The 25,126-nt window shown below is 58.7% G+C and carries 29 protein-coding genes; 9 read left to right on the forward strand and 20 right to left on the reverse strand.

All coding sequences use genetic code 11. The annotated features are described in order from the left end of the window. On the reverse strand, nt 1-657 hold a 657-nt coding region (locus ASILVAE211_RS22255; protein WP_227323566.1), incomplete at its 3' end, for an ImuA family protein. Between the two features lie 420 nt (nt 658-1,077). On the opposite strand from ASILVAE211_RS22255, the gene ASILVAE211_RS22260 reads away from it, so the two are divergent. Genes ASILVAE211_RS22260 through ASILVAE211_RS22285 form a run of 6 tightly spaced genes read left to right on the forward strand, consistent with a single transcriptional unit; the run spans nt 1,078 to nt 6,174 of the window. Further along, a complete protein-coding gene (locus ASILVAE211_RS22260) occupies nt 1,078-1,956 on the forward strand; it encodes an SDR family oxidoreductase (RefSeq protein ID WP_227323567.1) in 879 nt (292 codons plus the stop codon). Nucleotides 1,957-1,972: 16 nt separating this feature from the next. After that, nucleotides 1,973-3,541 carry a GMC oxidoreductase gene (locus ASILVAE211_RS26415; protein ID WP_227323568.1) on the forward strand — a complete coding sequence of 523 codons (1,569 nt, stop codon included), beginning with the start codon at nt 1,973-1,975 and terminating at the stop codon, nt 3,539-3,541. Beyond that, nucleotides 3,538-3,999 carry a DoxX family protein gene (locus ASILVAE211_RS22270; RefSeq protein ID WP_227323569.1) on the forward strand — a complete coding sequence of 154 codons (462 nt, stop codon included), beginning with the start codon at nt 3,538-3,540 and terminating at the stop codon, nt 3,997-3,999. The genes ASILVAE211_RS26415 and ASILVAE211_RS22270 overlap by 4 nt, the downstream gene beginning before the upstream one ends. Before the next feature lie 11 nt (nt 4,000-4,010). After that, entirely contained in the window at nt 4,011-4,451 is a 441-nt protein-coding gene (locus ASILVAE211_RS22275; protein ID WP_227323570.1) for a cupin domain-containing protein, read from the forward strand. After that, a complete protein-coding gene (locus ASILVAE211_RS22280; protein WP_227323571.1) occupies nt 4,448-5,350 on the forward strand; it encodes an SMP-30/gluconolactonase/LRE family protein in 903 nt (300 codons plus the stop codon). Before ASILVAE211_RS22275 ends, ASILVAE211_RS22280 begins: the two co-directional genes overlap by 4 nt. Nucleotides 5,351-5,373: 23 nt before the next feature. Next, nucleotides 5,374-6,174: a VOC family protein gene (locus ASILVAE211_RS22285; protein ID WP_319799626.1), complete on the forward strand. Its 801-nt coding sequence runs from the start codon at nt 5,374-5,376 to the stop codon at nt 6,172-6,174. A gap of 185 nt (nt 6,175-6,359) precedes the next feature. On the opposite strand, the gene ASILVAE211_RS22290 is transcribed toward ASILVAE211_RS22285, so the two are convergent. The 7 genes from ASILVAE211_RS22290 to ASILVAE211_RS22320 all read right to left on the reverse strand — a co-directional run bounded on the left by ASILVAE211_RS22290 (nt 6,360) and on the right by ASILVAE211_RS22320 (nt 12,584). Next, nucleotides 6,360-7,520, reverse strand: coding sequence for an NAD-dependent formate dehydrogenase (locus ASILVAE211_RS22290; RefSeq protein ID WP_227323573.1), 1,161 nt, complete (start codon nt 7,518-7,520; stop codon nt 6,360-6,362). 120 nt (nt 7,521-7,640) lie between these two features. Beyond that, nucleotides 7,641-8,552, reverse strand: a complete 912-nt coding sequence (locus tag ASILVAE211_RS22295) for a LysR family transcriptional regulator (protein ID WP_227323574.1) — start codon at nt 8,550-8,552, stop codon at nt 7,641-7,643. A gap of 77 nt (nt 8,553-8,629) precedes the next feature. Continuing rightward, entirely contained in the window at nt 8,630-9,205 is a 576-nt protein-coding gene (locus ASILVAE211_RS22300; protein ID WP_227323575.1) for a carboxymuconolactone decarboxylase family protein, read from the reverse strand. Nucleotides 9,206-9,284: 79 nt separating this feature from the next. After that, the gene (locus ASILVAE211_RS22305) at nt 9,285-10,001 is read right to left on the reverse strand and encodes an SDR family oxidoreductase (RefSeq protein ID WP_227323576.1); all 717 of its coding nucleotides are present in this window, start codon (nt 9,999-10,001) and stop codon (nt 9,285-9,287) included. Between the two features lie 50 nt (nt 10,002-10,051). Next, complete coding sequence (locus ASILVAE211_RS22310) at nt 10,052-10,726, reverse strand: peroxiredoxin-like family protein (protein WP_227323577.1); 675 nt, start codon at nt 10,724-10,726, stop codon at nt 10,052-10,054. Between the two features lie 106 nt (nt 10,727-10,832). After that, on the reverse strand, nt 10,833-11,927 hold the full coding sequence (locus ASILVAE211_RS22315; RefSeq protein ID WP_264479058.1) for an alkene reductase: 1,095 nt from the start codon (nt 11,925-11,927) through the stop codon (nt 10,833-10,835). A gap of 21 nt (nt 11,928-11,948) precedes the next feature. Further along, nucleotides 11,949-12,584, reverse strand: coding sequence for a glutathione S-transferase family protein (locus ASILVAE211_RS22320; RefSeq protein ID WP_227323578.1), 636 nt, complete (start codon nt 12,582-12,584; stop codon nt 11,949-11,951). Nucleotides 12,585-12,693: 109 nt separating this feature from the next. On the opposite strand from ASILVAE211_RS22320, the gene ASILVAE211_RS22325 reads away from it, so the two are divergent. Together ASILVAE211_RS22325 and ASILVAE211_RS22330 are read left to right on the forward strand one after the other, a co-directional pair. Next, nucleotides 12,694-13,599, forward strand: coding sequence for a LysR family transcriptional regulator (locus ASILVAE211_RS22325; RefSeq protein ID WP_227323579.1), 906 nt, complete (start codon nt 12,694-12,696; stop codon nt 13,597-13,599). Between the two features lie 96 nt (nt 13,600-13,695). Then, the gene (locus ASILVAE211_RS22330) at nt 13,696-14,460 is read left to right on the forward strand and encodes an enoyl-CoA hydratase/isomerase family protein (protein WP_227323580.1); all 765 of its coding nucleotides are present in this window, start codon (nt 13,696-13,698) and stop codon (nt 14,458-14,460) included. 332 nt (nt 14,461-14,792) lie between these two features. Here the strand turns inward: ASILVAE211_RS22330 and ASILVAE211_RS22335 are convergent, their stop codons facing one another. The 5 genes from ASILVAE211_RS22335 to ASILVAE211_RS22355 all read right to left on the reverse strand — a co-directional run bounded on the left by ASILVAE211_RS22335 (nt 14,793) and on the right by ASILVAE211_RS22355 (nt 18,713). After that, nucleotides 14,793-15,803: an alpha/beta fold hydrolase gene (locus ASILVAE211_RS22335; protein ID WP_227323581.1), complete on the reverse strand. Its 1,011-nt coding sequence runs from the start codon at nt 15,801-15,803 to the stop codon at nt 14,793-14,795. A gap of 20 nt (nt 15,804-15,823) precedes the next feature. Further along, nucleotides 15,824-16,723 (reverse strand): aldo/keto reductase, encoded by a 900-nt coding sequence (locus tag ASILVAE211_RS22340; protein ID WP_227323582.1) that lies wholly within the window; start codon nt 16,721-16,723, stop codon nt 15,824-15,826. Nucleotides 16,724-16,794: 71 nt separating this feature from the next. Next, a complete protein-coding gene (locus ASILVAE211_RS22345) occupies nt 16,795-17,682 on the reverse strand; it encodes an alpha/beta fold hydrolase (protein WP_227323583.1) in 888 nt (295 codons plus the stop codon). A 50-nt stretch (nt 17,683-17,732) separates the two neighbouring features. Further along, nucleotides 17,733-18,077 (reverse strand): alpha/beta fold hydrolase, encoded by a 345-nt coding sequence (locus tag ASILVAE211_RS22350; RefSeq protein ID WP_227323584.1) that lies wholly within the window; start codon nt 18,075-18,077, stop codon nt 17,733-17,735. Nucleotides 18,078-18,125: 48 nt separating this feature from the next. Next, nucleotides 18,126-18,713 (reverse strand): alpha/beta fold hydrolase, encoded by a 588-nt coding sequence (locus ASILVAE211_RS22355; RefSeq protein ID WP_227323585.1) that lies wholly within the window; start codon nt 18,711-18,713, stop codon nt 18,126-18,128. A gap of 223 nt (nt 18,714-18,936) precedes the next feature. Between ASILVAE211_RS22355 and ASILVAE211_RS22360 the strand changes: the two genes are divergently transcribed. Next, nucleotides 18,937-19,830 carry a LysR substrate-binding domain-containing protein gene (locus ASILVAE211_RS22360; protein ID WP_227323586.1) on the forward strand — a complete coding sequence of 298 codons (894 nt, stop codon included), beginning with the start codon at nt 18,937-18,939 and terminating at the stop codon, nt 19,828-19,830. A 126-nt stretch (nt 19,831-19,956) separates the two neighbouring features. Here ASILVAE211_RS22360 and ASILVAE211_RS22365 read toward each other — a convergent pair whose 3' ends face one another. From ASILVAE211_RS22365 to ASILVAE211_RS22395, 7 genes are all read right to left on the reverse strand, one after another. Continuing rightward, complete coding sequence (locus tag ASILVAE211_RS22365) at nt 19,957-20,589, reverse strand: tyrosine-type recombinase/integrase (protein WP_227323587.1); 633 nt, start codon at nt 20,587-20,589, stop codon at nt 19,957-19,959. A 280-nt stretch (nt 20,590-20,869) separates the two neighbouring features. Further along, a complete protein-coding gene (locus tag ASILVAE211_RS22370) occupies nt 20,870-21,607 on the reverse strand; it encodes an SDR family oxidoreductase (RefSeq protein ID WP_227323588.1) in 738 nt (245 codons plus the stop codon). A gap of 397 nt (nt 21,608-22,004) precedes the next feature. Next, the gene (locus ASILVAE211_RS22375) at nt 22,005-22,412 is read right to left on the reverse strand and encodes a response regulator (protein ID WP_227323589.1); all 408 of its coding nucleotides are present in this window, start codon (nt 22,410-22,412) and stop codon (nt 22,005-22,007) included. A gap of 135 nt (nt 22,413-22,547) precedes the next feature. Continuing rightward, nucleotides 22,548-22,967 carry an NUDIX hydrolase gene (locus ASILVAE211_RS22380; RefSeq protein WP_227323590.1) on the reverse strand — a complete coding sequence of 140 codons (420 nt, stop codon included), beginning with the start codon at nt 22,965-22,967 and terminating at the stop codon, nt 22,548-22,550. 88 nt (nt 22,968-23,055) lie between these two features. Next, nucleotides 23,056-24,066 (reverse strand): inorganic phosphate transporter, encoded by a 1,011-nt coding sequence (locus ASILVAE211_RS22385; RefSeq protein ID WP_227323591.1) that lies wholly within the window; start codon nt 24,064-24,066, stop codon nt 23,056-23,058. 12 nt (nt 24,067-24,078) lie between these two features. Then, nucleotides 24,079-24,717 (reverse strand): DUF47 domain-containing protein, encoded by a 639-nt coding sequence (locus tag ASILVAE211_RS22390; RefSeq protein WP_227323592.1) that lies wholly within the window; start codon nt 24,715-24,717, stop codon nt 24,079-24,081. Between the two features lie 110 nt (nt 24,718-24,827). Beyond that, entirely contained in the window at nt 24,828-25,100 is a 273-nt protein-coding gene (locus ASILVAE211_RS22395) for a hypothetical protein (protein ID WP_227323593.1), read from the reverse strand. Nucleotides 25,101-25,126 lie beyond the last annotated feature (26 nt).

Genomic DNA, 25,126 nt, shown 5'->3' on the forward strand with positions numbered 1-25,126 from the left:
GAGATGACCCTTGCCATCACAGGACTCCAACTCGAAATCGGCACTTTCCCCCGCGCGGGCGCGGACAAGCTCCACCAGCCAACGGGGCCGGCCAACGCCTGGCACTGGTAGGGGCGACGACGGCAAGACCGAGATCCGCCATCGCGTCAGGGCAGCGGTCGGCTGCCCAAAATCCACGGCCTCGGTCTGGCGACGCCAGCGGCGGAGCGCGATGCCCATCGTGCCGGACGCTTCGGCCGCGAGCTGCAGCCGCCGTGAGATCGGCATCGGCAGGCGCGCGATTTCTCCGATGGCAAGGCCTAAACTCCCGTGGCGCAAACCTTCTTCGAGACAGGCGAGAACGGTCTTATCGTCCCCACCATCCAGGAAGATGACCACTTCGGGTTTCAATCCGGCTTGCGCGAGGGCGGGCGCGAAAAGGTCGGGACGGTCCAGACACCAGAGGACCTTTCGCTTGGCGCGAGCGGCGATCCCCGCCACGAAAAGGGCGGCCGCCGCACCATCGATCGTGCCATTGCCGCCGCCGGCGACCTCGTGCAGCGCGCCAAAGGCGAGGCCACCGCCCGGGATCTTGGCGTCGAGCACGTCGAGACCAAACGGCAGCACCGCGGCCGGCCGCCGATTGCGCGCCTCGATGCGCTGGATCTCAGCGCGCAAAGCATCAATGGCGGGACGAGGCCGCAATGGGTGTGCATCCGAAAATGGAGGGAAGAATGTTGTTCCTTATTTGTTCTCACGCAGGGTAAGAGTCAAGCCAATGGTTCCGGCTAGGAGCCGGCGCGACATCACGTTGTCCGGTGACAGCTTAGCGCCGGGGATTGCGGCGCATCCGGGACCCCACGCCTTCCTGCTAGCCGTTATCGAAGAATGAATGTTGACAGATCATAAAGTGAACCCATTCAGGCGATGCGGGGTCACAACCGAGTGATTATCGGCGGAGAAGCGGCAATACGATTTGTGCGTTCTGGGTGTAGCCCCACCTGAACGGCGTCGGCTTGGGTACCCGAGCCACCGCTCAAGATCGTGACGCTCCACCTGAAGAGTGCCCATCTCCTGGCAGAATAGAGAGTACGAACATTGACGTCTTCCGACCAAGCTAAAGATCCAACAGCACCCGCTTCCTTCGATCCCAGCCGCGTGCCCCAAGTTCCGTACAATCCCGTTCTGGCCGGCCAGCCCGCGCTGGTTACGGGCGCCAATTCCGGCATCGGCAAGTCTGTTGCGATTGGTTTGGCCAAAGCTGGCGCCGATGTCGTAGTCAATTATGTGACGGAACCCGAAGCGGCCGAGGCCGTCGTTCAAGAGATCACGAACATGGGCCGACGCGCGATCGCGCTGAAGGCCGATGTCAGTCGGGAAGACGAAGTGGAAAAGATGTTTGCCGATGCCATCGCGCATTTTGGCACGCTGCACATCGTGGTCAGCAATGCTGGGCTCCAGCGCGATTCTGCCTATGATGAAATGACGCTCGAGCAGTGGAACACCGTGATCGGCGTCAATTTAACCGGACAGTTCCTCTGCACGCGGGCTGCTACCCGGGAATTCAAGCGCCGCGGTGTGGTGCCCTCTGTCTCAAAGGCCGCTGGCAAGATCATCTGCATGAGCTCAGTCCATCAAGTCATTCCCTGGGGCGGGCATGCAAATTATGCCGCTTCCAAGGGTGGGGTCATGCAACTTATGCGTTCCATTGCGCAGGAACTGGCGCCGCACTTCATCCGAGTCAACAGTATCGGGCCTGGGGCCATTCGCACACCGATCAACACTGCGGCTTGGCAAACGCCGGAAGCCTATGGCGATCTCATGACGCTCGTCCCCTATAAGCGGATCGGAGAGCCTGATGATATCGCGCAGGCAGCCGTATGGCTGGCGTCTGAGGCAGCTGACTACGTTACGGGAGCCACGCTCTTCGTCGATGGCGGCATGACGCTTTATCCCGGTTTCGCGACCGGCGGTTGAGCGAGGAGTGGGGACCGTGGCAAACAACGAATTCGATGTCATCATCATCGGCAGCGGTCCTGGCGGCGGCGCAGTGGCGCACCGGCTGGCTGCGACTGGCAAGAAAATCCTCATCCTTGAGCGCGGGGACTATCTGCCCCGTTCGCCTGCAAATTGGGATTCCAAGACGGTCTTCGTCGATGGCGCCTATCAGGTTGATGAGACGTGGTATGGCGGCAAAGGTGAGAGCTTCAAACCGGCCCTCCACCGGTATGTTGGTGGAAACTCAAAAGTGTATGGCGCGGCCCTGTTTCGTTTGCGGGAGCGGGATTTCGAGGAGGTCCAGCACAAGGACGGGATCTCTCCGGCCTGGCCGGTCAAATACGATGTTTTTGAACCCTATTACACCGAAGCGGAGCGGCTGTTCCATGTGCATGGTCAGCGCGGGGAAGATCCGCTGGAACCCGCAGCCAGTGGCCCTTATCCCTATCCGCCAGTCTCGCACGAGCCAAAAATCCAGGAACTGAACGACAGTTTGCGCGGGGAAGGGTTTAATCCCTATCACTTGCCCCTTGGCATTCTGCTGGATGAAAAGAATGGCAAGCCAACACCGACAAGCATTTGTATCCGCTGCGATGCTTTTGACGGCTTTCCTTGCCTGCTAAATGGCAAGGCGGATGCGCAGGTGGTGCTGATCGACCCCACGCTGAAACTATTTCCGAATGTCACCTTGATGACCGGCGCTTACGTGACGCGGCTGGAAACTGATGTCTCGGGCCGTAGCGTTAAGCGTGTTATCGTGGAGCGCGAAGGTCGCCGCGAAGAATATTCGGCGGATATCGTGGTCGCCGCCTGCGGCGCCTTATCATCCGCTCTGCTCCTGCTGCGTTCGGCCAGTGAGCATCATCCACGCGGATTGGCAAATGGCTCCGATCAGGTTGGGCGCAACTATATCCGGCACAATATGAGCGTTCTGATGGCCCTTCTCAAAGAGCCGAACCATACCGTGTTCCAGAAAACGCTGGCCCTCAGTGACTACTATTTCAAATCAGACGATTGGAACTATCCTCTCGGCTTGATCCAAATGTGTGCGACCTCTCATGCTGAGCAAATCAAAGGTGAATCGCTGCCGAGTTGGCTAGAATGGCTGCCCGACATGCCGTTTGACAAAATCGCCGAGCATTCGATGGACTTTTGGCTCCAAAGTGAGGATCTGCCGCGGCCGGAAAACCGGATCTACTACGATGGCGATCGTGTCATTCTCGATGTCACCCAAAACAACATGGAAGCGCATCACCGCCTCAAGAAAAAGCTTGAGCACCTAATGAGCGCGGTCGGCGCACATCCGGTGCTGTTGGAGCGCAGCCTCTACCTAGGCAAGGATATTCCTATTAGCGGCACGGCGCATCAGGCAGGCACCGCGCGCTTTGGCATTGATCCCACGTCCTCTGTCTTAGATCTCGATTGCAAAGCGCACGAACTTGACAATCTCTATGTTGCGGACGCGTCGTTCTTTCCCTCGATCGGGGCCGTCAACCCGACGCTCACAATCATCGCGAATGCCCTGCGAGTGGCCGACAAGATCAAAGAACGGCTGGTCGCATGACCCTGCAGGTGGACGCCACCATCATTGTTCGCTGTCTGCTGGTGCTACTCTTTTTCCCATTCAGCGCCTTGGACAAGACGCTGAATTTCAGGGGCGCCGTGGGTCAGGCGCAACAGCTATTCAAACAACGCCCCGTCGCGGTCGCCATGATTGCAATAGGCCTCATGGTGGAGATTTTTATGCCGCTTGGCATTGTAAGCGGTATCGCAGACCGCTTGGCTGCTTTCATTCTAGCGGGTTACTGCGCGGTGACCGCGCTGCTCTTTAAGCCGTTCTGGGAGCAAGGTGATTTCTGGGCGCACGGTCAGAGTAAGGGGCGAGACTTATTCTGGGATTTCCTCAAGAATTTTGCGCTCGCGGGTGGCTTCCTCCTTATCACGATCAATACGGACGGATCGGGTCTGCATGCGCTCTTGTCTGACCCGCTCCAGTCCTCTCATCCATATGCCACTCACTAGGGATGTCCATCATGCCCGAAGCTCCGAGCATTCCTTATTGGCACCTTTGGTGCGATGAAACTGGCGTCAGCCACCAGACGCAATGCAACTTGACGAACTGGGAATTCAAGGGTGTTGGCAAAGCCGCTCCCCAGTGGAACAACCAGATGGCGCGTGCCGACTCGACCGTCGTTTTTACCGTTCAACCCGTCGGTTGGGTCGGCGAATGGCATGAAAATCCCGCGCCACAGTGGATTGTTGTTTTGTCTGGACGCTGGTGGATTGAAGCGATGGACGGAACGCGCATCGAACAAGGGCCGGGCGAGTTCTCGCTCGGCGAGGATCAGGGCTGTACAGCGACGGCTGATGGAAGAAAGGGCCATCGGTCAGGCACGATTGGCGACGAGCCGGCAGTTTTGATGACGGTGCAGCTTCACGTTCCGCCTGTCCATAAACCGGGCCATTTTACATGAATGGTGATTTTGAGATCTTCGACGAACGCTTCCATGCGCTCGCTTTACCCAACGCGCCCCTGGAGAAACTATCCGAGGGTTTTCGTTGGCTTGAAGGTCCGGTCTGGTTTGCAGACCTTAATTGTCTCTTGGTCAGCGATCTTCCCAATGATCGAATTATGCGCTGGACAGAGTCTGGTGGCGTTTCTGTGTTTCGTCAGCCGAGCGGCTTCGCCAATGGTCATACCCGCGATCGCCAAGGCCGGCTGATTGGCTGTTCGCACCAGCACCGCTGCATCATCCGGACCGAGTTAGATGGGACGATCACAGTATTAGCCGACCGCTATGAGGGCAAACGGCTGAATGCGCCGAATGACATTGTCTGCAAGTCGGATGGTACAATCTGGTTCAGTGATCCCCACTATGGCATCAACACCGACTACGAGGGCGGAAAACAGACGCCAGAGTTACCACCCAGCCTATACTGCCTAGATCCATCTGACGGCGCGTTGACCATTGTGGCGGATGATTTCGCGGGGCCGAACGGATTGTGCTTTTCACCCGATGAAAGCTTGCTTTATGTCGCAGAAAGTGGACCGCAATTCACGCCAAATCCAATTCAGCATATCCGTGTTTTCGATGTTGCCGGAAATCAGCTGACCAATGGGCGCGTCTTCTATAAGGCGTCTCCCGGTTTTTCTGACGGCTTCCGTTGTGACGAAGATGGCCGCATTTGGAGCAGTGCTGCCGACGGCGTGCACTGCATTGCGCCGGAGGGCGTTCTGCTGGGGAAAATTAAGGTGCCAGCCGTCGTTTCCAACCTTACTTTTGGTGGTCGAAACCGTAGCCGCTTATTCATCTGCGCATCGCAAACCCTCCATGCGATTTACCTTAACGTTCGTGGTGCCGCTCGGCTATGAAGTCTATCGATAGGCTGGCTTACGTGAGCGTCACGGTATCCGATCTTGGGCGGATCGGAGCCTTTTATCGGGATGCGCTTGGTTTCCGACGAGGTGAAGTCTCAAACCATGTCATCGACGGATACCCAGGGCGTCGATTGATGATGCATTTGGGAGAGCAGTCGGTTGAACTGTTTCAACCAACCATGCCGGGCAATCCTTATCCCGAAGCACGCACTGCGCACGACCCTTGGTTCCAGCATATTGCCGTCGTCGTTTCCGATATCGACCGCGCCCATGCAGCGCTTAACGCATATGATATTGAACCCATCACGCGAGGTGGCCCGCAGTTTCTGCCACCGTCATCGGGTAGCGTACAGGCATTTAAATTTCGTGACCCAGACGGTCACCCATTGGAACTGCTGCAATTTCCACCTCGCTCCGGCGATCCAAAATGGCAAGAGAGATCATCTGACAGCCCTTTTTTGGGGTATGATCACACCGCCATTGTGGTGCAGGATCTTGACCGCAGCATCGCATATTACCAATCGTTAGGCCTTCGCGTGACATCTCGGGGCGTTAACCATGGCAGCGCGCAAGCAAGACTCGATAGTGTCGATGACCCGACTGTCGATGTGGTGGCGCTTACGGCCGCACAATCGCTGACACCGCATGTGGAGCTGCTGTGCTATCGTGGACCGGCTCTATGCGAACAGCCCGATGCCATTTCGGCGTCTGACATTGCATCCTGCCGATCGATGTTCGCATGGTCAAAATTGATAGAGCCGGCTTTGACTACACTCACTGAGCAAGACCCAGATCGGCATGCCTGGGGATCTGAGTAAGGTAATAGTTAGCCCGGTGATGTCTAAGATGCGCTATTGGCGCATCGGATTCACGGAATGCCAAAGGCAACAGTGGGGGGAAAGCCGAATGTCGGCTCAGGAGCTGCAGACTCCACAAGCCGACATTCAGGACCATCTCGTATAGCGAGACGGCTGACGTTCAAATGTATGCCGTTGGTAGCGGGTTAGGTTAGCTTATAGGAAGAAGCACCCGTCCCGGCCAAGCTGCCTGCTTTGACAATCAGATATTCCTCGCGGATCGGTGTGCCATCGAAGTAGCTCTCGAGAATCTCGAGCGTGCCAGCCGCATAGCGTGTCTGGGCGGAGAGTGACGTTCCTGAGATATGCGGTGTCATACCGTTGAAGGGCATGGTTCGCCATGGATGATCTGCCGGAGCAGGTTGGGGGAACCACACGTCACCAGCATAGCCCGCTAGCTGACCAGACTGCAGTGCACGCACGATCGCGTCACGGTCCACGAGTTTCGCGCGCGCGGTGTTGATGAGGTAAGTGCCACGCCTCATGAGGCCAAGCATACGATCATCGATAAAATGTTCGGTCGACGGATAGAGCGGCATCTGAAGGTTGACGATGTCGACGGCTTTGATCAGAGACTCGGCGTTCTCATGATAGGTTAGGCCGAGTTCTTGCTCTACATCAGGCTTCAGCCGATACGGATCGGTGTAGTGCAGTTTCACACCAAAGGGCTTCAAGCGGCGTAACACCGCAAGGCCGATGCGCCCCGCGGCGATCGTGCCAAAATGCATGCCCTCGAGGTCATAGCTGCGGGAAACGCAATCTGCGATGTCCCAGCCGCCACGGACGGCGATCTCATGCGAGGGGAGATAGTTGCGGACCAGAGAGAGGACCATCATGACAACGTGCTCAGCCACGCTGATACTGTTGGAACCAGTGACTTCTGCGACGGTGACACCGGCCTTGGCGGCAGCCGCGAGATCCACGTGGTCGGAACCAATACCGGCGGTCAGAGCGAGCTTCAGCTTTTTGGCCTTGGCGATACGCTCGGGCGTCAGGTAAGCGGGCCAGAAAGGCTGTGAGATGACAATCTCCGCATCCGGCAGATGCTTCTCGAACTCGGAGTTTGGACCGTCCTTGTCGCTGGTCACGATCAGTTCATGACCCAGCTTCTCCAGATAGGAACGCAAGCCAAGCTCTCCGGAGACACACCCGATTAGTTCTCCCGGCAAAAAGCCAAGAGGGCCTTTGGGTGTGGGCGCGGTCTGACCGTTGGCGTAGCCTTCGATGACAGGAATGCTGTCGCGCGCATAGTGAGGCGGATAGCCCTTCTCGGGATCGGGATAAAGAACGCAGAGAATCTTGGCCATTTTCCAAACTCCTGTTGCCGTGCGGACCATCAGGTTTGTCCGTCAGCGGATGACTGGAAGATGCGCCTTCTGCCGGGAAGGTCTAATCGTTTGATTGGAACTCCTGATAAGCGCCAGTTATCAAGGTTGGGTCTCCTGATGTTGGTCGAGAGCAAGTTGAAGCTCGCCCTCGGTCACGCCGTGCCAAACCAGGTCGGACAGCGCAGACTGCTGCGGGCGGCGCAAGCGCATGAGCGCGACCGTCGCGTTTGGCTGCGGCAGCAAAGGATGAATGCTGACATCCGTCCTATGGAGGCCTCGTGGCAAAGCACTGAGCGGGACAATACTGCATGCGCGGCCGCTTGATGCTTCTTCATGGAGGATACGAATGGCATTAGATTCCACCACCGCTTTGATGCGAAGGCCGAGGCTTTTGAAAACGTCGTCAATGAGCCGCCGACTTTGCATGTCCTGGCTCAGCAGAGCCAAGGGGAGGTCTGCGACGTCCTGCCAGGACAAAATTGGCGGCAGCATCCGGTCTTTGTGCGCGACGAGGACATACCTCTCCGCGTAAAGCGGCCGCGTATCGAATATTCCCGTATCTTCTCCCGGCGGATAGGTGATCGCAACATCCAGATCCTGCTTCTGAAGGCGCCGGAGCAACTCGCTCGTGGTCAGGGATTGGATATCAACAGTGAGTGCTGGAACCTGGCGCCTGTATTGCCCTGCAAGAACACTGGCGACCTCGACGGCTGTCGGAATGGTGCCTATGGACAAGTGTCCACCCGGCACATCGCGCACGAGAGCCGCCTCCTGCTTCAACCCGTGCAGAGATGCTTGCACATGCCTTGCCCAGGCAATGACCCGTTCGCCTTCCGGTGTAATGCCCTGAAAGTTCCGGTTCCTCTTGACGATAGTGATGCCAAGCTCTCTTTCCATATCGCTGATGGCGGAGGACAGAGCGGGTTGGGAGACGTTGCAGCTTTCGGCGGCCCGGCCGAAGTGCCGATGCTTGTCCAAGGCAATGAGGTAGGCAATCTGACGCATGAACATTGCAACGTCCCTTGCGGAATTGTTTTACCGACGGTGCTGCCTGAACCGGGTGGCCCGGTCCAGGGGCAATTCTTCGGTTAGGCGGCTGCCTTAAGCTTGCCGGGGGCGGTCCACTCGGCGCCCTTCATGAAAGCATCGTTGGGCGTATTGGCCAGATGGTTGGCGTAATTGGAAATCAGCTTTGTCGCGGCCAGAACCAGAACGTCGAGAACGGACTGGTTGTTGTAACCGGCGGACTTGAACGCCGCGACATCGGCTTCGCTCACCACGCCACGCTGGCGTGTGACTTTGGCGGCAAAGGTGCGCAGTGCTTCGAGCTTCGCATCGGCGATGGGCTTGCCATCTCGCACGGCCTCGATATCCGCCGCGTCCACCTTCGCCATTTTCGAGAGATTGGTGTGGCCCGCCATGCAATACGTGCACTCGTTCTCATAGATGATCGAAAGATAGGCGATGTTGCGTTCCAGAGCGGTGAAGCTGGTCTTTTCGGCGATCCCCCACAGGGCGGCATAAGCTTCTAGCGCGGCTGGGCTTTCCGCCAGCACGCGGTGCAGGTTGGGGACAAAACCCCATGCTCCCTGGACGGCATCGAGAATCTTGGCGGATTCCGCGGGAGCATTGCTGGAATCGAGAAGGGTAAAACCGTTGATCATGATTTGTCTCCGATAAGATTGAACTTGGCGGCGCGGGCCCCCTTGGGATCCGGCTCTGCGTTGTGACGTGAATGCTGGTCTAGAAGGCGGCTTTGCCGATGGACGCGCCGCCATCGACGTGAAGTGTTTGCCCGGTGATGAAACCGGCATCCTCTGACAGGAGAAAAGCAATGGCGGCGGCGATCTCTTCGGGCTGTCCGAAGCGCTTCATCGGCACCCCGGCGAGATAGCGGCGTTCCCCTTCACTGCCCGGCTGATTATTGGCGCGGAAGAGCTCCGTCTCGGTTGGTCCAGGTGCCACGGCGTTGACCGTTATGCCGGTTTCGGCCAGTTCCAGCGCCCAGCCACGCGTGAAGCTGGTTAAGGCCGCCTTCGCAGCGGCGTAAGCTGTGCGCTGAATACTGCCCAAAACTGTCAGGCTGGTGATATTTACAATTCGGCCCCAACCGCGTGATATCATGCCAGGCAGGATGGTTTGAGCCGTCTGCACCGCCGGGTGCAGATTAACCCGCAGCACCTCATCGAGCGTGCTTAGATCAACGTGTCCAAGCATTTCCGGGCGCACGAGGCCGACATTGTTGACAACGCCATCAAACGCGAACTTGCGCGACAGATCAGCGAGGGCAGCTTCCGTCTTGGCTCTGTCGCCAAGGTCCACGGACACGAGTTTGCCCGGAAAATGTTCTGTCTGATGGCGCGCGAGGCCGATAACGTGGTGGCCGTTGCTGACGAGGCGCTGGGACAGCGCCAGTCCGATACCCTTGCTGGCACCGGTGATGAGGAAGGTCCGCGACATGGTTTGTCTCCCGTCTTGCCCCGGCCCTTGCGGGCCGGGGCTCAGCTTTTTCAGACGGCCGCTGACGCCGCGTGGCGCAACGCAGGCAGCATGTTCGCGGGCTCAGGGCGGCGCGTGTAATCCGGGTTCACCTCGGCGTAGAGGATGACGCCATCATGGCCGATGACGAAGCGGCCGGGCATCGGCAGCGTCCAGCTCGGGTCGCCGTTGAAGGACGGCAGGTCGTTCTTCAGGCCCTTATAGAGCTCGACGAGATAATCCGGCAGCGCGAAGCGCAGGCCGAAGGCTGCGGCGACATCGTTATGCGTGTCGGACAGGATCGGGAAATCGAGATTGTTCTGGCGCACGGATTTGCGGCTATTGGGCGCGGTCTGCGGGGAAATGGCGACGAGGCTTGCACCGAGTTTTTCGAATTCCGGCAGCGTCTCCTGCAGCGCCTGCAGTTCCATGTTGCAGTAGGGGCACCAGACGCCGCGGTAGAAGCTGACGACGAGCGGACCATGCGCGAGGAGATCGCGTGAGGAGACCGGGTTGCCGTCGGGATCGTTCAGCGTGAAGGCGGGTGCCTTGTCACCGGCCTTCAGCGCGCGGGCGGCAGCGCCCGAAGCGATCAGCTCCGCCGTTGCGCGGTGCATGGTCTCAATGACCGAATAAGGCACGTTATAGGGCGGCTTGCCCGCTTCGAAATCAGCTTTGAAAGCATCGAGCTTGTCTTGAAGTGTCATGATCTGTCTCTTTGTGAATTGTCTTGATGAACTGAGAATGAGGCTTGCGTGCCGGACTGCGCAGGCGGCTTAACCGACTAAGCCCTATTCCCCGCAGGAATGTGGGTCAGGCCGCGCGCTGATAGGTCGGATAGTCGATGTATCCCTGCGCATCGCCGCCGTAGAAGGTTGTCCGGTCATAGCGATTGAGCGGAAGACCAAGGTGCAAACGCTCTGGCAGGTCGGGATTGGCGATATAGGCACGCCCAAATGCGACCGCGTCAGCGTCCCCTGCGGCGAGGATGGCTTCCGCGCTTGCACCGTCAAAGCCGCCCGCCGCTATCAGCGTTCCATCAAACAGCAGGCGCAGGTGCTTCGCGGCGACGGGCTCCGCCAGGGCAACAAGTTCGGTGCCCTTGATGCGGGGCTCCACGACGTGGAGATAGGCGATGCGCATTGCGCTGAGCTTCGCCGCGACATAGCCGAAGGTCAGTTCGGGGTTGCTACCGACCATGTCGCCATAGGTGCCGCTCGGGCTCAACCGTACCCCAACACCGTCTGCTCCCCAGACATCGATGGCGGCTTGTGTAACCTCGAGCAGAAAGCGTGCGCGATTTTCGATCGGGCCGCCGTAGTCATCGGTGCGTTTGTTGGTACCGTCCTGAAGAAACTGGTCAGGCAGGTAGCCATTGGCACCGTGGATTTCGACGCCATCAAAACCGGCAGCCTTGGCGCGTGCAGCCCCCACCCGGAAATCAGCGATAATGGCGGGAATCTCGTCACGCTCCAGCGCCCGGGGCATGGTGAAAGGAACAGGGCCGCTTTCGGCATAGCCGTAGCCGTCGGCGATGATCGCCGAGGGTGCCACTGGTGCTTCGCCATTCGGTTGAATGGCCGTCGCTGACTGACGGCCGACGTGCCAAAGCTGCATGACAATTTTGCCACCACGCTCATGAACCGCGTCCGTAATCCGGCGCCAACCCTCAATCTGGCTGTCGTCATAGATGCCGGGTGCACCGGCATAGCCGTAGCCTTGGCGTGAGACGGGCGTCGCTTCCGAGATGATGAGCCCCCCTTCAGATGCGCGCTGCGCGTAGTATTCCGCCATCAAGGCATTCGGCCGGTCGCCCGAATCAGCGCGCATACGGGTAAGTGGCGCCATAACAACGCGATGGCCGAGCGAGAGGCGTCCTGCCTGAAAAGGCGTGAAGAGCTTGTTCATGGAAATTGTCTTCCTGGATGATCAGGATTGGGGAATGAGGGCATTGGCCCGGTCGAGGGCACGCTGGACCGCCGGACGAGCGCTGACCTTTTCGAACCAGGCGGCGACATGCGGTGTTTCATCAAAGGTCACCCCCGCGAATTCGCGCCGCCACAGCCAGCCGAAATGAGCGATATCGGCGATGGTGAAATCATCTCCGGCCACAAAAGCGCGATCAGCCAGGACACCGTCCAGCACGCCAAGCGTGCGGCGGGCCTCAGTGGAAAAGCGCTGGATGGCAAGCGGCTGGGGTTCGGCCGCCTGGCGCTGAAAAAAGCCGGACTGGCCGAAGGCTGGCCCCAACCCGGAGGCGTGGAAGAAAAGCTGTTCGAAGACGCGGGCACGCCCCGTGCCATGGAGCGGCAGCAACCGGCCCGTCTTCTCGGCCAGGTAGATCAGAATGGCGGCCGATTCCGTTAGAACCAGGCGGCCGTCAGGGCCCTCCGGATCGACGAGCACCGGCACTTTGGCATTGGGGTTCAGCGCGACGAAGTCCGGGGCCTTCTGCTCGCCTTTGCGGACATTGATTCCGTGAAGCGCATAGGGAAGGCCGAGTTCTTCGAGAGCGATTGGCACCTTGACGCTATTGGGCGTGGCGAAGGCATAAACATCGATCATGGTCTGTCTCTCCGTTTGCCCGAGCTGGGCGATAACGCAGAGATGCCTCCCTGCCACTCGACATGGCAGGCAGCCCAGAGCAATAATGGTCATTCCTAAGGGGAATGACATGGATCGATATCAGGCGATGACGACCTTTCTGCGGGTGGTCGACACGGGTTCCTTCTCGGCGGCGGCACGACAGCTCAACGTGGGTCAACCGGCCATCTCCAAGACGATTGCGCAGCTGGAAAACGTCTTGCAGGTCAGTCTTCTGACCCGCTCGACGCATGGGTTAAGCCCGACAGAGGCCGGACAGCGCTATTACGAGCGGGCCCGGGTTGCGATCCAGGAAGCGGATGAGGCCGAACTGGCAGCCCGCGGCGCGGGCTCTGGTCTGCGAGGACGCCTCAGGGTGTCGGCAGCTACAACCTTTGCACGGCTGCATGTGGTGCCATACCTGCCGCGCTTTCTGAGTGAACACCCAGAACTGGATATCGACGTCATCCTGGATGACCGGACGATTGACCTTGTGGCCGAGGGCGTTGACCTCTCATTGCGCATGGGCAGCCTGGCGGATTCCACGGCTCTGGCCAGAAAGCTGGCGACCGGCCGCCGCTCGGTCCTCGCCACTCCCCGTTATCTCGCCCATGCCGGAGAGCCTCGCGCGCCGAGCGATCTCGCGGGACATGAGGCTGTGGTCTACACGCAGCAGGCCAATATCTGGTCATTCACGCGCGATGGGACGGAGGTTTCCGTGGCGGTTCACGGGCGGGTGCGCCTGAGCGCGGCCGAGGGCCTACGTGCCGCTGTGCTGGCCGATATGGGCCTGACGATCGCGTCCGACTGGATGTTTGCTGAGGAGATCGCGAACGGCGCCGTCCAACGCATTCTGACAAACTGGCATCTGCCCAAAATCGATCTCTGGGCTGTTTTCCCGACGGGACGCATGGTGACCGCGAAGGCCCGCCAGTTCGCCACCTTCGTCGAAGCCATTATGGCGGAAGGGTCGGAGTGGCATTCCGGGCAGGAATAAACCTTATCGCCTCGGCCTCTCCTCCGTCATCAGACGGCATGCCGTAACTCATCCTTATGGCCGCCGATGAGGGCGGCAAAACAGAGGATGACCACCATGGCCCAATTTGAAACCTACCGGAACGCTTTCCCCAATGCCCGATTGACCCGCAAGCCGAACGGCGTGTTGGAGGTTGCCTTGCATATCGAGGGCGGCAAGCTCGTCTTCAACGGCCACACGCACGAACAATTCGTCGATCTGTTCCATGCCATTGGTGAAGACCGCGACAACCGCGTCGTGATTCTAACCGGCACGGGCGATGCCTTCATGGATGCCATCAGCCCGGAGGGTTTCGATTTCTTCACGCCGCGCGGTTTTGAAAAGATCCTCCGCGAGGGCCGCAAGGTTCTGAGCAACATCCTGGACATCGAAGTGCCCATGATCACGGCGCTGAATGGCCCCATTCTGCTCCACAGCGAATATGCCTTGCTGACCGATATCATTCTGGCAACGCCGCAGACCGTATTTCAGGATAAGCCGCATTTCGAATTCGGCATCGTACCCGGCGATGGCGTGCACAGCCTTTGGCCGGAAGTTATCGGCTCTATCCGCGGCCGTTACTTCCTGCTGACCCGGCAGGTTCTGGATGCAGAGACCGCCAAGGATTGGGGCGTGGTCAACGAAATCGTACCGGCAGATGGGTTGCTTGGTCGCGCCCATGAAATCGCAGACGGCATCGCCTCTCTGCCGCCGCTCACCAGCCGCTACACGCGCATCGCATTGACGCAGAAACTGCGCCGTCTCGTCGAGGAAAGTGCGGGTTACGGACTTGCGCTGGAAGGGATCAGCGCGGTCGAAGTCGCTCGCGGCTTGGCAAGCTAACCACGACATATCGCCGTCCCATGTCACCCTGAAAGGGGCGGCATGGGGCCATGAGCGGCACAAATATTGATGCGATGCCGATGCCTTCAACGCATCGAGCCGCTGACTTGCAGAGCTATCCCTAGCTTTGCAAGAAGCAAGGAAATGTCCGCTTTTGAAAAGCTCAAGAAATCTGCTGGATGCCTCTGTTGGGTCGAGTATTGCCAGGCTGCTTATGGGTGAGATGGCAAGATTCGATACCCCCCGCGTGCGGACTCCGTTGTCCGATAGCTGACCCGAAGTTTGACTGGCTATGGCGCTCCTCATAGCAAGGCGGCTGGCGTTGCAATTGTCTACGAGAGCATTTTTGCTTTCAGCCAGGAGCATATGGCTTCAACAACTTCAGTCTTCCGTTCAAGCGGCAGCCAATGGCCTCCTGGCAGGTTTGTCACAGACAGATCCGTACACGCGCTGCGCATCGGGTCACCCAGACGGCTGCGGCTGATGTCGCAAATCACATCCCATTCACCGTTGATGAACAATGTTGGCTGTCTAAGCTTGCCACCCTCAGGAGCCGAGTAGAGGTAGCCAATGTTGACCGCATCGTTGAGATACCAAGCGTTGGCAGAGCGAAAACCGTGTGGGTGGAACGCCCGCACCAGTGCGTCGAAATCCTCGGCTGGCCAGAGCCCAAAATCCGGTGCCGTCGGTGGCGCTCGACGCGCTGCGCCGTAACGACCACCGTTGGCCGTCAGCAGGGCGGACGGCGAGATCTTTCCTCCCGAAGCAGGGTTTCCAGGCCGATAGAGCGACGCCAAGGTCGCCGCCACATCGGCGTTCATGTCGCTGACCGTTTGTTCGAAATGGGTGAGATAGAAGCGGTAATAGTCCCATTGCCCATCCGGATATTGGTCGGTGGGATAGAGTTCACGGTCAATCAGGGGCACAAGGTTTGGCAGCGCGAAGCCGTTCGGAAAATACGGGAGGGAGATCAGAACGACGCCCCGGCTCCTTGTCGGATGGAATGCCGACAACGCCGCGGCGACAGGACTGCCCCAGTCATGGCCGATCCACACGGCTGGGTGCGAGCCTAGGTGATCATGAAGCTCGATCATATCGGCGACGAGTTCCTGTAGAGCATAGGCATCGGCAGAAGTCGGTGCCGATGATGCGCCGTAGCCGCGCATGTCTGGCGCGATGCACCGCCAGCCTTCGGATGCGAACGCTTCAATCTGCGCGCGCCACATCAAACCAATTTGGGGCCAACCGTGGAGGAAGATCATCAGGGGGCCATCAAGAGGTCCAGCCTCCCAATAATGCGTCGTATGGCGGGGCGAGCGAAAACTGTGGCTGGTGAGTTGCATGACCGGGGTCTGACCTATTCCTAAATGATCGTGCCAAAGGTTTGGAGATCTACATGATCTGGATCCCAGCCTCCGCGCGTGCCCGTATCGAGCGCGCTGACGGCCACGACATCCTCGGCGGCCAGCGCGAAATCGAAAATGTCGATGTTCTCGGCAATCCGTTCGGGGCGCACAGATTTCGGAATGGGGGAAACGCCCAGCTCGATTTGCCAGCGAAGGATTATCTGCGCGGAAGTCTTTCCGTATTTCGCTGCAAGTCGGACCACCGTGGCATGAGAAAGCGGATCGCTCACCTCGGTTGAGATTTTGGCCTTTTGGCCATAGCGATTGACGCCACCAATGGGTGACCAAGCTTGGGTGACAATGCCGAGCTTGCGGTGGACCTCGCGAAGCTCGGTCTGGCCCAGGTATGGGTGAAGTTCAACCTGGTTTACCGCCGGAACATGCCCGGTTTGTTCTATGAGGTCTGTAAGGTGCTCAGGGGAGAAGTTGCTGACGCCAATCGCTCGGACACGGCCCTCAGCCAGAAGCCTTATCATGGCCTTATAGGAACTGATGGTTGTCTCAAATGCCGATGGGACCGGCCAGTGGATAAGGTAGAGATCAAGATAGTCCAGTCGCAGCTTCCGCAGACTCCGATCGAAGGCATTGACGGTATGGTCATACCCGAAGTCGCTCATCCAGACCTTGGTCGTCACGAAGATTTTGTCCCGGGCAATGTCCGAAGCTCGGATACCCTCTCCGACCTGCTCCTCATTCTTATATGCAGCAGCCGTGTCGATAAGACGGTATCCGCTTGTGACCGCTGACGTCACCGCAGCCACGGTCGTATCGGGCGAGCTGTTGAAGACACCCAGGCCCAGTGCGGGCATTTCGATCCCGTTGTTCAGCTTGAACACGGGGCTTTTCACTGCCGTCATTGTCAAAATCTTTCAGGGGAGATGTAGAAGGCCGTCGAAGTCGGCGAAGTGACTAAGCAGATGTCCGACTGTCACGGGCCTGCAAGGAGGATACGGGCGACATCAGCAGCGGCGTCGATCTGGGGCCAATGACCCGCGTCAAGGACGTGAAGGGAGGCATGTCCAGCATTCGCCCGCATATACTCGGCGACACTGACATGGAGGTATGGGTCGTGCCTTCCCCAGATAAGCAGAAGCGGAACGTCCGAGCGTCGATATTCGAGCAAGCGTGCCGTGTTGGCGCTGACTTCGTCCGTCAATTGGTACGTCATTTGGGCGAAGGCGGGTCCAGCGCCCGGCCGCTGTCGGAAATTGTTGTCGATGATCGGCCCAAGAAAATCCGTGTAGCGGGCCTTCTGTGCCTCAGAGAGGCCGATCTGCATCTGATCGCGCTGGAAGCCAAGAAGCCAAGCGAATTGCTGCGGGCTTGCCAGAAAATGCTGGGTCAGCGCTTGGAGGCTCTTGTTCGAAAACAGCTCGATGAACTCGGGCACGCGCAGGCCGGGTGCATCGCCGTAGAATGCGTTCATCAAGCAGACCGCAGCCGTTTGCTCGGGATACCTGAGGGCAAAGTTAACCGCGGCTGGACCGCCCGCGTCGTGACCGACCGGGATGATCTTATCCAGGTTCAACGCCTCAACGACGGCTTCCAGGTCGCCAAGCTGCTGATCAAAGCTGTAACGGGCCCCTTCGGGCTTGTCGGACGCGCCAAAGCCCAGGAAGTCGATCGCCACGGCCCGGCGCCCGGCCGCGGCCAAATGCGGGATCAGGTCGTCATAGATGTGGGAATTGTCCGGAAACCCGTGCAGCACGACGAATGCGGGTCCGTTGCCCGGAAAGTCGCGAACGCATAGGGCGCCAGGACCACGCTCAACACGGTGTTCTATAAATGGAGGTAGCGCGTATGACGATTCACTCATGGTCCGCTCCCTCGCGGTTGGCAATTGAAGCTAGAATTTACGAGGCTATCTCAAACACGTTGCACCGAACGGAGGAACGTCACGAGTTGCTCGCTCACAAGGTCGGCTGCCTCGTGCTGGACCCAGTGGCCAATACCGTCGAGCTCCAGGCCGCCCATCAGGCCAGGTAGCCCCGCACGCATCTGGTCGATCGTCAGTGAATAGAGTTCCTTAAGCCCGTCTGCCTTGCCCCAGATGAAAAATGAGGGTTGGGCGATTTTGGCGCCCTTGAAGGCGGCAGATAAGGCGAAAAACGGTTCGGCGGCGCGATAGTAATTAAGGCCGCCGTGGAACCCCGTGCGCTGGAACTCGGTGACGTTGTGTTTGACGTAGTCCGGCTCCACCCAGGACGGCAAAGGCCCAGGTGCCCGCCGATGAAGGCTTCGGGACGGATCGAGTGGGCTTCATCGTTTATCAGCAGGGGCCGACCCGGACGCCCAATATAGGATCCCCGGAATAGTTACCGCTGCGTCAGCCCAAATCTGATCGGCGTCCGGCCGGATCTGTTCGAACATGTAGAAATTGTCTTGCTGACCCGATTTCCGCATGCGCTCAAAGACGCTGACTTCGCCCCGCGGCACGTAGGGCACGCTCAGGCAGAACACCGCGGTGAACCTATCAGGGCGCATCATCGCGGCGTTCCAAGCGTGCGTCGCACCCCAGTCGTGGCCCACAATGACCGCGCTCGGGATCTCCAAAGCGTCCAGCAGGCCGACGAAGTCGCCAGTGGTTTGCAGCGGCGTGTACAAGTTGGCGTCTGCTGGTGCCGAGCTGCGACCGTAACCGCGCATATCAGGAGCAATGGCCCTATACCCGGCAGACGCGACGGCTTTCATCTGTCGACGCCAGGTGTAGGCAGTGTCCGGAAATCCGTGACAGAACAGCACGGCTGGTCCGTCGCCCTGCTCGGTCACATGCAGCGAGATCCCGTTTGTCGCGATGTCGTATTCCTTCAGGCCACCGTCGGCCGTAATTGTCCTCGCTTCAGCCATTCACCCCTCCACCAAGCTTGCGATAACGGTCGTGCGCATCAGAAAAAAGAGCGGCGCAAGCACTAAGCTCCTGCCCAATTCGGTTTCTAATGCCGGTCAAAACGCTGCCTTTGTCCCATCCGGCGTGGCGCTTTGCTGTCGGCGGGGCAAAGAATGATGTCTACCAAAATAAAACATAATCCCCTAAAAATGGGAACCTTCCTACCATTTTTCGGAAATAATGATGGATCGCCTGGACTCGATGTCGATGCTTGTCGCTGTCTCCGAGGCGGGGAGCCTGTCGGCCGCTGCCCGACGTCTCGACACGCCGCTCACCACCGTCAGCCGGAAGATCTCTGTCTTGGAGGAACACCTCAAGACGCAGCTTCTGACACGGTCTAGTCGTAGCATCAGCCTGACGGATGCTGGCAAATCCTACGTGGCGGCCTGCAAGCGAATTCTTGAAGACGTGAGCGAAGCAGAGCGAACCGCCGCTGGAGAATACACGGCGCCGAAGGGCGACCTGAGTATTACGTCGCCCATCGTTTTCGGCCGTCTGCATCTGGTGCCCGTGCTCGCTGACTTTCTTCGAGCCTATCCGGATATTGACGTCCGCCTGACGCTCAGCAACCGACAGGTCAGTCTGACCGAGGAAGGAATCGATGCGGCGCTGCGCGTTGGGAACTTGCCGGATAGCAGGATGATAGCGACGCGCGTCGGCACGGTAAGCCGTGTTTTTGCGGCCAGCCCAGGATATCTCCAAATCCGAGGTGTTCCGTTAACACCTGGGGATCTTGTCGGACATGACTGCATTGGCGTTGAGGGTTTTACCGGTTCAGGTTTCTGGAGCCTTGCCGACGGCGTCGAGATACCGGTTCGCTATCGCCTCATTGTCAATTCGACGGACGCTGCGTGTGAGGCGGCGAAGGAGGGTATGGGAATTGTCTCAGTCTTTTCTCATCATGTCGCTCAGGACTTCCGGGATGGCACCCTGATTTCGGTGTTGCCGGATTTCAAGCGAGAAACGCTTCCGATCAGCCTCGTCAGAGAGTCGGGAGAGTATTTGCCGCTGAAACTGCGCGCGTTTCTGGACTTTTTCACGCCGCGTTTGAAAGCGCGGCTCTCTGAGAGAGCCTGAGCGATCTATTTCCTCTTAGAACTCTAGCGTAGCTAACGTCTGCTTTCGGGAACCGACCGGATATGCCTGTACGACCTGGAAGGGTCGAGGGTAGCCCTGCGAGTCAAGCCAGGGCTACCCAGCGGCTCAAATTTCTGTCCGTTCCGCGAGCGTCAGCGCATCCTCGACGTCGACGCCCAGATATCTCACGGTGCTTTCGATCTTTGTATGGCCAAGCAGCAATTGAACGGCCCGCAAATTGCCGGTGGCCTTATAGATGATCGATGCTTTCGTTCGCCGGAGCGAATGCGTGCCGTAGTCCTCCCGGCGAAGGCCGATACCTTCAACCCATTCGTCAACGAGCCGAGCATATTGACGGGTGCCAATATGTTCTTCGTGATTGGTTCGGCTAGGAAAGACATAGTCTTCAAGCGTGCCGCCACGCCGCTCCAGCCACGCCTGGAGGCTGGCCCGCGCCGCTTCTAGCAGTTCGAATTGAACCGGGCGGCCAGTTTTCTTTTGGGTGACAGTCGCGCGCAACCGGATGCGACCTCCACTCACCAGATCGCTGATCCGCATTCGAACGATGTCGCAGCCTCGAAGCTTACTGTCTATCGCCAAGTCAAACATGGCCCGGTCACGCATGCGCCGGTGGCTATCCAACCAAAATCGGATAGCCCAGACCTGCTGCGGCTTGAGCGCCCTTTTGGCACCCACCATGCGTCCCGCGTTCCAAGGACGCCGCTCCTTGGTCGCCGGATCAAACTCCGAATACCCCATGCTATCCTCCTGTCGGCCACTTTGGCCGAAGGAAATCTACAAGATCGACGGCTGGCTGCGCCGAACAGGATATGTGGCTCTCTTTGGTGACGGGGGGAGAGCTGAATGTCTCCTTATAAGATTCGGTCGCGAAGAAGCAGACGCTCCCTCTATTATGATCAGTTGCTGGGGCTACGGTTCGCACCGGCACTCGATAACACTTTGCTAAGAAACACTGAAGCGCATCTCACTGCTTGGACGGCAGATAGCAGTCAGACTGCCGTCCAACCTAAAGTGTCTCTCAGTATTGAGAAACTCCGCCGTCAACATCCAGTTCAATGCCCGTGATGTAGGCACTGTCGTCGGATGCCAGGAAGACTGCCGCTTTACCCAGATCGTCGGGAGTGCCAAGCCGCGAGAGGGGGATCGTGTTGATAATGCCATTATGCGCTGCACCGGGAATTAACGCCTGTAGGCCCGGCGTCAGAGTGTGACCGGGGCTCAACACGTTAATTCGGATGTTCAAGTCCTTGGTGTCGTGCAACCACCCTCGAGCCAAGTTACGAACGGCGGCTTTAGTCGAGGAATATACCGACATGTTTGGAATGCCGATCGAGCCAGCGATTGAGCCGGTGAAGATTACCGACGCACCCTTCGGCAGCAATGGAAGGGCCTTCTGGAAAGCAAAGAGCAGACCCTTGACGTTAACGTTGTAGGTCTTGTCGAAATGCTCTTCGGTTATCTCCTTGACGTTCATAAATTCATAAAATCCGGCATTGAGCGCCAGCACGTCGATCCGGCCAGCCTTCTCCTGGACAATCCTGTAAAGGACGTCGAGGTCAGCAAGATTGCCGGCATCGCCCTGGATGCCAATAGTGTCATTGCCGATCTCGGCTACGGCTTTATCGAGTTCTGATTGCCGACGGCCAGTAATGAACACGCGCGCCCCTTCATTTGCGAACGCCTTCGCTATCCCAAGGCCAATACCAGCGCTGGCACCGGTCACGACTGCAATTTTGCCTTCTAGCTTCGGTCTCATCAGTTTTCCCTCAAAAATTCGTTGTTCCGCCAATCCGGTTTATTTCGGACACGAGCGTTGGTGCGCCGAATGACGCCTTCGCTTCGAATGAGGGATTGCGAGAGCAGACTGTAGGGAGTCGGGGGGACTAATGCATATTCCAGCGCGGAATGGCGACAGAGTTGAAGGGCTGCATGATAACGCGCTGCCTTGCAGGGTCGCGAATTGGCCCGGCCTGGGCGATCTTCGTGCAACCCTAGATCTGCGGAATGCAGGCCACCCTCGACCAGCGGACAGCATCACTCTTTGTCTTCAGCACGCCCGCCTGAGGATAGCGCGAGCGCGGTCTATTGCTTTCACGACAGAACACCGATTTGCAAACTGGCGACGAATTGCGATTGGCCGGCGGAAGCCGTAGCTAGACGCGCACCTCGCTCCGAAGCGAATTGTTTGAAGCGTGCTTGGCGGCTGCCTGATTTATGCTGTCTGTAAGCTCGGTCAGGTGGAACGGCTTTGGGAGGAACTCGTGAGGCTGTCGCAGAGCAGCTAGCCGCTCCGACAGGCTCGCCGCATATCCCGAGACGACGACAACTGCGATATTCGGCAAAATCGCTCTCGCGCAGGCTACAAGATCAACACCATCGCGAAGCCCAGGCATTTGGACGTCACTCACTAAAATGTCGAAAGCCTCGGACTGACGAAGGTGACCCAATGCGTCATCGCCGCTTTCCGCCTCGACAACGTCAAACCCCTCATCACGAAGGAATTCCGCCGCAAGAAACCGAATAGTCTCTTCATCATCGACCAGAAGAAGCCGTTTCATCATTATGCCCTGTCCTGCCAACAAAGGTCGGCTTGTAGACAAAAGGCCTTCAGAAAAAATAAACAACCCAAGCTCGCGTGACCGTGTCGATTCGACGGCATTGTGACATAACGGCTGACGCAGATCCTGGGTTGAAGATTATCGCCATGCGTCGATCAGCAGGGCTAGACCGCCTTCATCGACCAGCTCAGCTGCTTCGTCGGCCCGAAACCACAACCGTTCTCGCTCGGCGCTTTCCCGCCATTTGATGGCCTCCATCGTTACCCGCAGGGGATAAACTTCGACAAGGCAGAGGCGTATAGCGCCATTAGGCATGACCTTAGGGTAGGGATAGGCTCCGAGCGGTTTTTTCTTGATGACGCCCTTCACCCCGGCCTCTTGGAATGCCTCAATTTCTGCGACCCGATGAGGCTTCTTGCCGAACATCGGCCAGCCCTTTGGAATGACCCAACGCCCCGTGTCGCGGCTGGTGATGAGCAAGATCTCGACCCCGTGCCGTCCCATACGGTAGGGCAAAGCACCATATTGAAGATCCGTGTCACGGTCAGATTTGGGCATGTGTCTGATCGAGCAATTTTGGTGCCATTTTTGACGGAAGCCCTCCTGGGCGGGTCATACTGCTCCCAATGTGCGGATGCGCACTGGTTTAGCGGATCGCCAGAGACGCGAGCCAATAGCAGGCAACCGCCATGAGGGCCGAGGCAGGCAGCGTGATAACCCAGGCGACCACGATATTCCGGGCGACACCCCATCGGACGGCGGAGACACGCCGGGCGGCACCAACGCCAATGACGGATCCGGTGATGGTGTGGGTTGTGGAGACTGGGATGCCGAGCCAGGTGGCACCGAATAGCGCGATGGCGCCGCCGCTCTCGGCGCAGAAGCCTTGAACGGGTGTCAGATGGGTAATGCGGGACCCGACGGTGCGCACGATACGCCAGCCCCCGCAGAGGGTTCCGAGCGCCATGGCCGACTGGCAGCTCAGCACGATCCAGAGCGGGACATGAAAGGGGCCGGTCAGCAGGCCCTGAGAATAGAGCAGGACCGTGATGATCCCCATGGTTTTCTGGGCATCGTTGCCGCCATGGGCCAAGCTGAGGAGCGCTGATGAGACAAGCTGGAGGTAGCGAAACCGCCGATCGACCGCGAAGGGCGTGGACCTGAGGCAGGCCCAAGAGACGGCCAGGACCAATAGCATTGCCAGGATAAGGCCGGTAAAGGGCGAGAGAACGATGGCCGCCCCGATTTTGGCGAGACCACCCCAGACAATGGCGGATAGCCCTACCTTGGCAACCCCGGCGCCGACCAAGCCGCCCACCAGAGCGTGGCTACTGCTGGAGGGGATGCCCAGCCACCAGGTCAGCAGATTCCAGGTGATCGCGCCGAACAGCGCCGCGAAGATGACGACGGGGTCAACGATAGCGGCATGGACTACGCCGCTGCCCATCGTCGCTGCAACATGCAGGCCGAAGACGGTGAAGGCGATGAAGTTGAAGAAGGCCGCCCAGACCACCGCCGTGACCGGTCGAAGGACCCGTGTGGAAACAATGGTCGCGATTGAATTCGCGCTGTCGTGGAGCCCGTTGAGGAAGTCGAAAATCAGGGCCACGGCGACCAGGAAGACGAGCACAGGCGTGCCAACGATCATGCCGTTCATATCGATGGCCGCCTAAACCTGCTCGACCACGATACCGTCGATGACATCAACCACGTCCTCGCAGCGATCGACCACAGCCTCCACGAGGTCATAGACCTTCTCGACCGTCAGCTTGTAGCCGGGTGACGTGTCACTTACGAAAAGGGTCCTAAGGCCATTGTCCAGGAAATCGTCGGCTTCGCTCTCGATGGCCCGAACGGCGACCGACATGGCCGACAGACGCTCTGAACTCCGCTGGATAGAGCCGAGCAGCGGCATGGCATCCCGTATTGCTGTCGTCGCGCGGACGGCACAATCCGCCATGCCCTGCATCTCAGGGGTAAAATCCACACCGTAACGCATGACCCGCTTGCCGGTGTCTTTCATGAGGTCGATCGTGTCGTCGAGCGCCGTGATGAGGTCCAGGATCTGGGACCGGTCAAATGGGGTGACGAAGGTACGATGGATGGCGAGCACCGTCTCGCGCGCGATGTCGTCGGCCGCATCTTCTAGCCGGTTGATCTCCGCCACGTGCTTCTCCGCCTGGCCATCTCCGGACATGAGCGCCCGGAAGGCGACGGCGGCGGGCACGATCAGTTCCGAATGCTTGGTGAACCGTGTGATGAACTGTCCGTCCTGGGGCATGATGGCGCGGAAGGCTCGAAGAAACATGCGAGATTCTCCAGGGGCGGCGCCAAACGGGCGCACCTGCGAAGGGAATTTAGACATTGATCAACAGTCTGTACCGCTTTCGCAGCGCATGCGAGACTAAACGAGGAAACTTAGAAGGTGCTGACGGCCAGACCGATGACGTAACAGATGGCTGTGCCAATGAGACCGAAGATATAAAACAGAGCGGTGCCGACAGGCCGAGCAAGCGGGAGCGCGGGCCGATCTGCTGGATTGGTGGCGCGGTATCCAACGAGCCAGGCGGCAGCGACCAAGCCAAGCCACCACCAGTCGACATGGCCCAGCCCCATCAAGGCGCTGATGGCCGCACAGAGTGCCATGATGAGATTGCCCGCCTGCGCGTGGAGCAATCGTAAGGCGCTCACGCGCATTGCCATGTCACGGGCAGGCC

The sequence above is a fragment of the Acidisoma silvae genome, from assembly GCF_020618775.1.
In the GTDB taxonomy this organism is placed as follows: domain Bacteria; phylum Pseudomonadota; class Alphaproteobacteria; order Acetobacterales; family Acetobacteraceae; genus Acidisoma; species Acidisoma silvae.

Excerpts from the sequence above, each read along its gene's own strand:
- ASILVAE211_RS22270 (WP_227323569.1), top strand. The coding sequence starts at position 3,538 with ATGACCCTGCAGGTGGACGCCACCATCATTGTTCGCTGTCTGCTGGTG.
- ASILVAE211_RS22275 (WP_227323570.1), top strand. The coding sequence starts at position 4,011 with ATGCCCGAAGCTCCGAGCATTCCTTATTGGCACCTTTGGTGCGATGAA.
- ASILVAE211_RS22280 (WP_227323571.1), top strand. The coding sequence starts at position 4,448 with ATGAATGGTGATTTTGAGATCTTCGACGAACGCTTCCATGCGCTCGCT.
- ASILVAE211_RS22290 (WP_227323573.1), bottom strand. The coding sequence starts at position 7,520 with ATGGCCAAGATTCTCTGCGTTCTTTATCCCGATCCCGAGAAGGGCTAT.
- ASILVAE211_RS22295 (WP_227323574.1), bottom strand. The coding sequence starts at position 8,552 with ATGTTCATGCGTCAGATTGCCTACCTCATTGCCTTGGACAAGCATCGG.
- ASILVAE211_RS22300 (WP_227323575.1), bottom strand. The coding sequence starts at position 9,205 with ATGATCAACGGTTTTACCCTTCTCGATTCCAGCAATGCTCCCGCGGAA.
- ASILVAE211_RS22305 (WP_227323576.1), bottom strand. The coding sequence starts at position 10,001 with ATGTCGCGGACCTTCCTCATCACCGGTGCCAGCAAGGGTATCGGACTG.
- ASILVAE211_RS22310 (WP_227323577.1), bottom strand. The coding sequence starts at position 10,726 with ATGACACTTCAAGACAAGCTCGATGCTTTCAAAGCTGATTTCGAAGCG.
- ASILVAE211_RS22315 (WP_264479058.1), bottom strand. The coding sequence starts at position 11,927 with ATGAACAAGCTCTTCACGCCTTTTCAGGCAGGACGCCTCTCGCTCGGC.
- ASILVAE211_RS22320 (WP_227323578.1), bottom strand. The coding sequence starts at position 12,584 with ATGATCGATGTTTATGCCTTCGCCACGCCCAATAGCGTCAAGGTGCCA.
- ASILVAE211_RS22325 (WP_227323579.1), top strand. The coding sequence starts at position 12,694 with ATGGATCGATATCAGGCGATGACGACCTTTCTGCGGGTGGTCGACACG.
- ASILVAE211_RS22330 (WP_227323580.1), top strand. The coding sequence starts at position 13,696 with ATGGCCCAATTTGAAACCTACCGGAACGCTTTCCCCAATGCCCGATTG.
- ASILVAE211_RS22335 (WP_227323581.1), bottom strand. The coding sequence starts at position 15,803 with ATGCAACTCACCAGCCACAGTTTTCGCTCGCCCCGCCATACGACGCAT.
- ASILVAE211_RS22340 (WP_227323582.1), bottom strand. The coding sequence starts at position 16,723 with ATGACGGCAGTGAAAAGCCCCGTGTTCAAGCTGAACAACGGGATCGAA.
- ASILVAE211_RS22345 (WP_227323583.1), bottom strand. The coding sequence starts at position 17,682 with ATGAGTGAATCGTCATACGCGCTACCTCCATTTATAGAACACCGTGTT.
- ASILVAE211_RS22355 (WP_227323585.1), bottom strand. The coding sequence starts at position 18,713 with ATGGCTGAAGCGAGGACAATTACGGCCGACGGTGGCCTGAAGGAATAC.
- ASILVAE211_RS22360 (WP_227323586.1), top strand. The coding sequence starts at position 18,937 with ATGGATCGCCTGGACTCGATGTCGATGCTTGTCGCTGTCTCCGAGGCG.
- ASILVAE211_RS22365 (WP_227323587.1), bottom strand. The coding sequence starts at position 20,589 with ATGGGGTATTCGGAGTTTGATCCGGCGACCAAGGAGCGGCGTCCTTGG.
- ASILVAE211_RS22370 (WP_227323588.1), bottom strand. The coding sequence starts at position 21,607 with ATGAGACCGAAGCTAGAAGGCAAAATTGCAGTCGTGACCGGTGCCAGC.
- ASILVAE211_RS22375 (WP_227323589.1), bottom strand. The coding sequence starts at position 22,412 with ATGATGAAACGGCTTCTTCTGGTCGATGATGAAGAGACTATTCGGTTT.
- ASILVAE211_RS22380 (WP_227323590.1), bottom strand. The coding sequence starts at position 22,967 with ATGCCCAAATCTGACCGTGACACGGATCTTCAATATGGTGCTTTGCCC.
- ASILVAE211_RS22385 (WP_227323591.1), bottom strand. The coding sequence starts at position 24,066 with ATGAACGGCATGATCGTTGGCACGCCTGTGCTCGTCTTCCTGGTCGCC.
- ASILVAE211_RS22390 (WP_227323592.1), bottom strand. The coding sequence starts at position 24,717 with ATGTTTCTTCGAGCCTTCCGCGCCATCATGCCCCAGGACGGACAGTTC.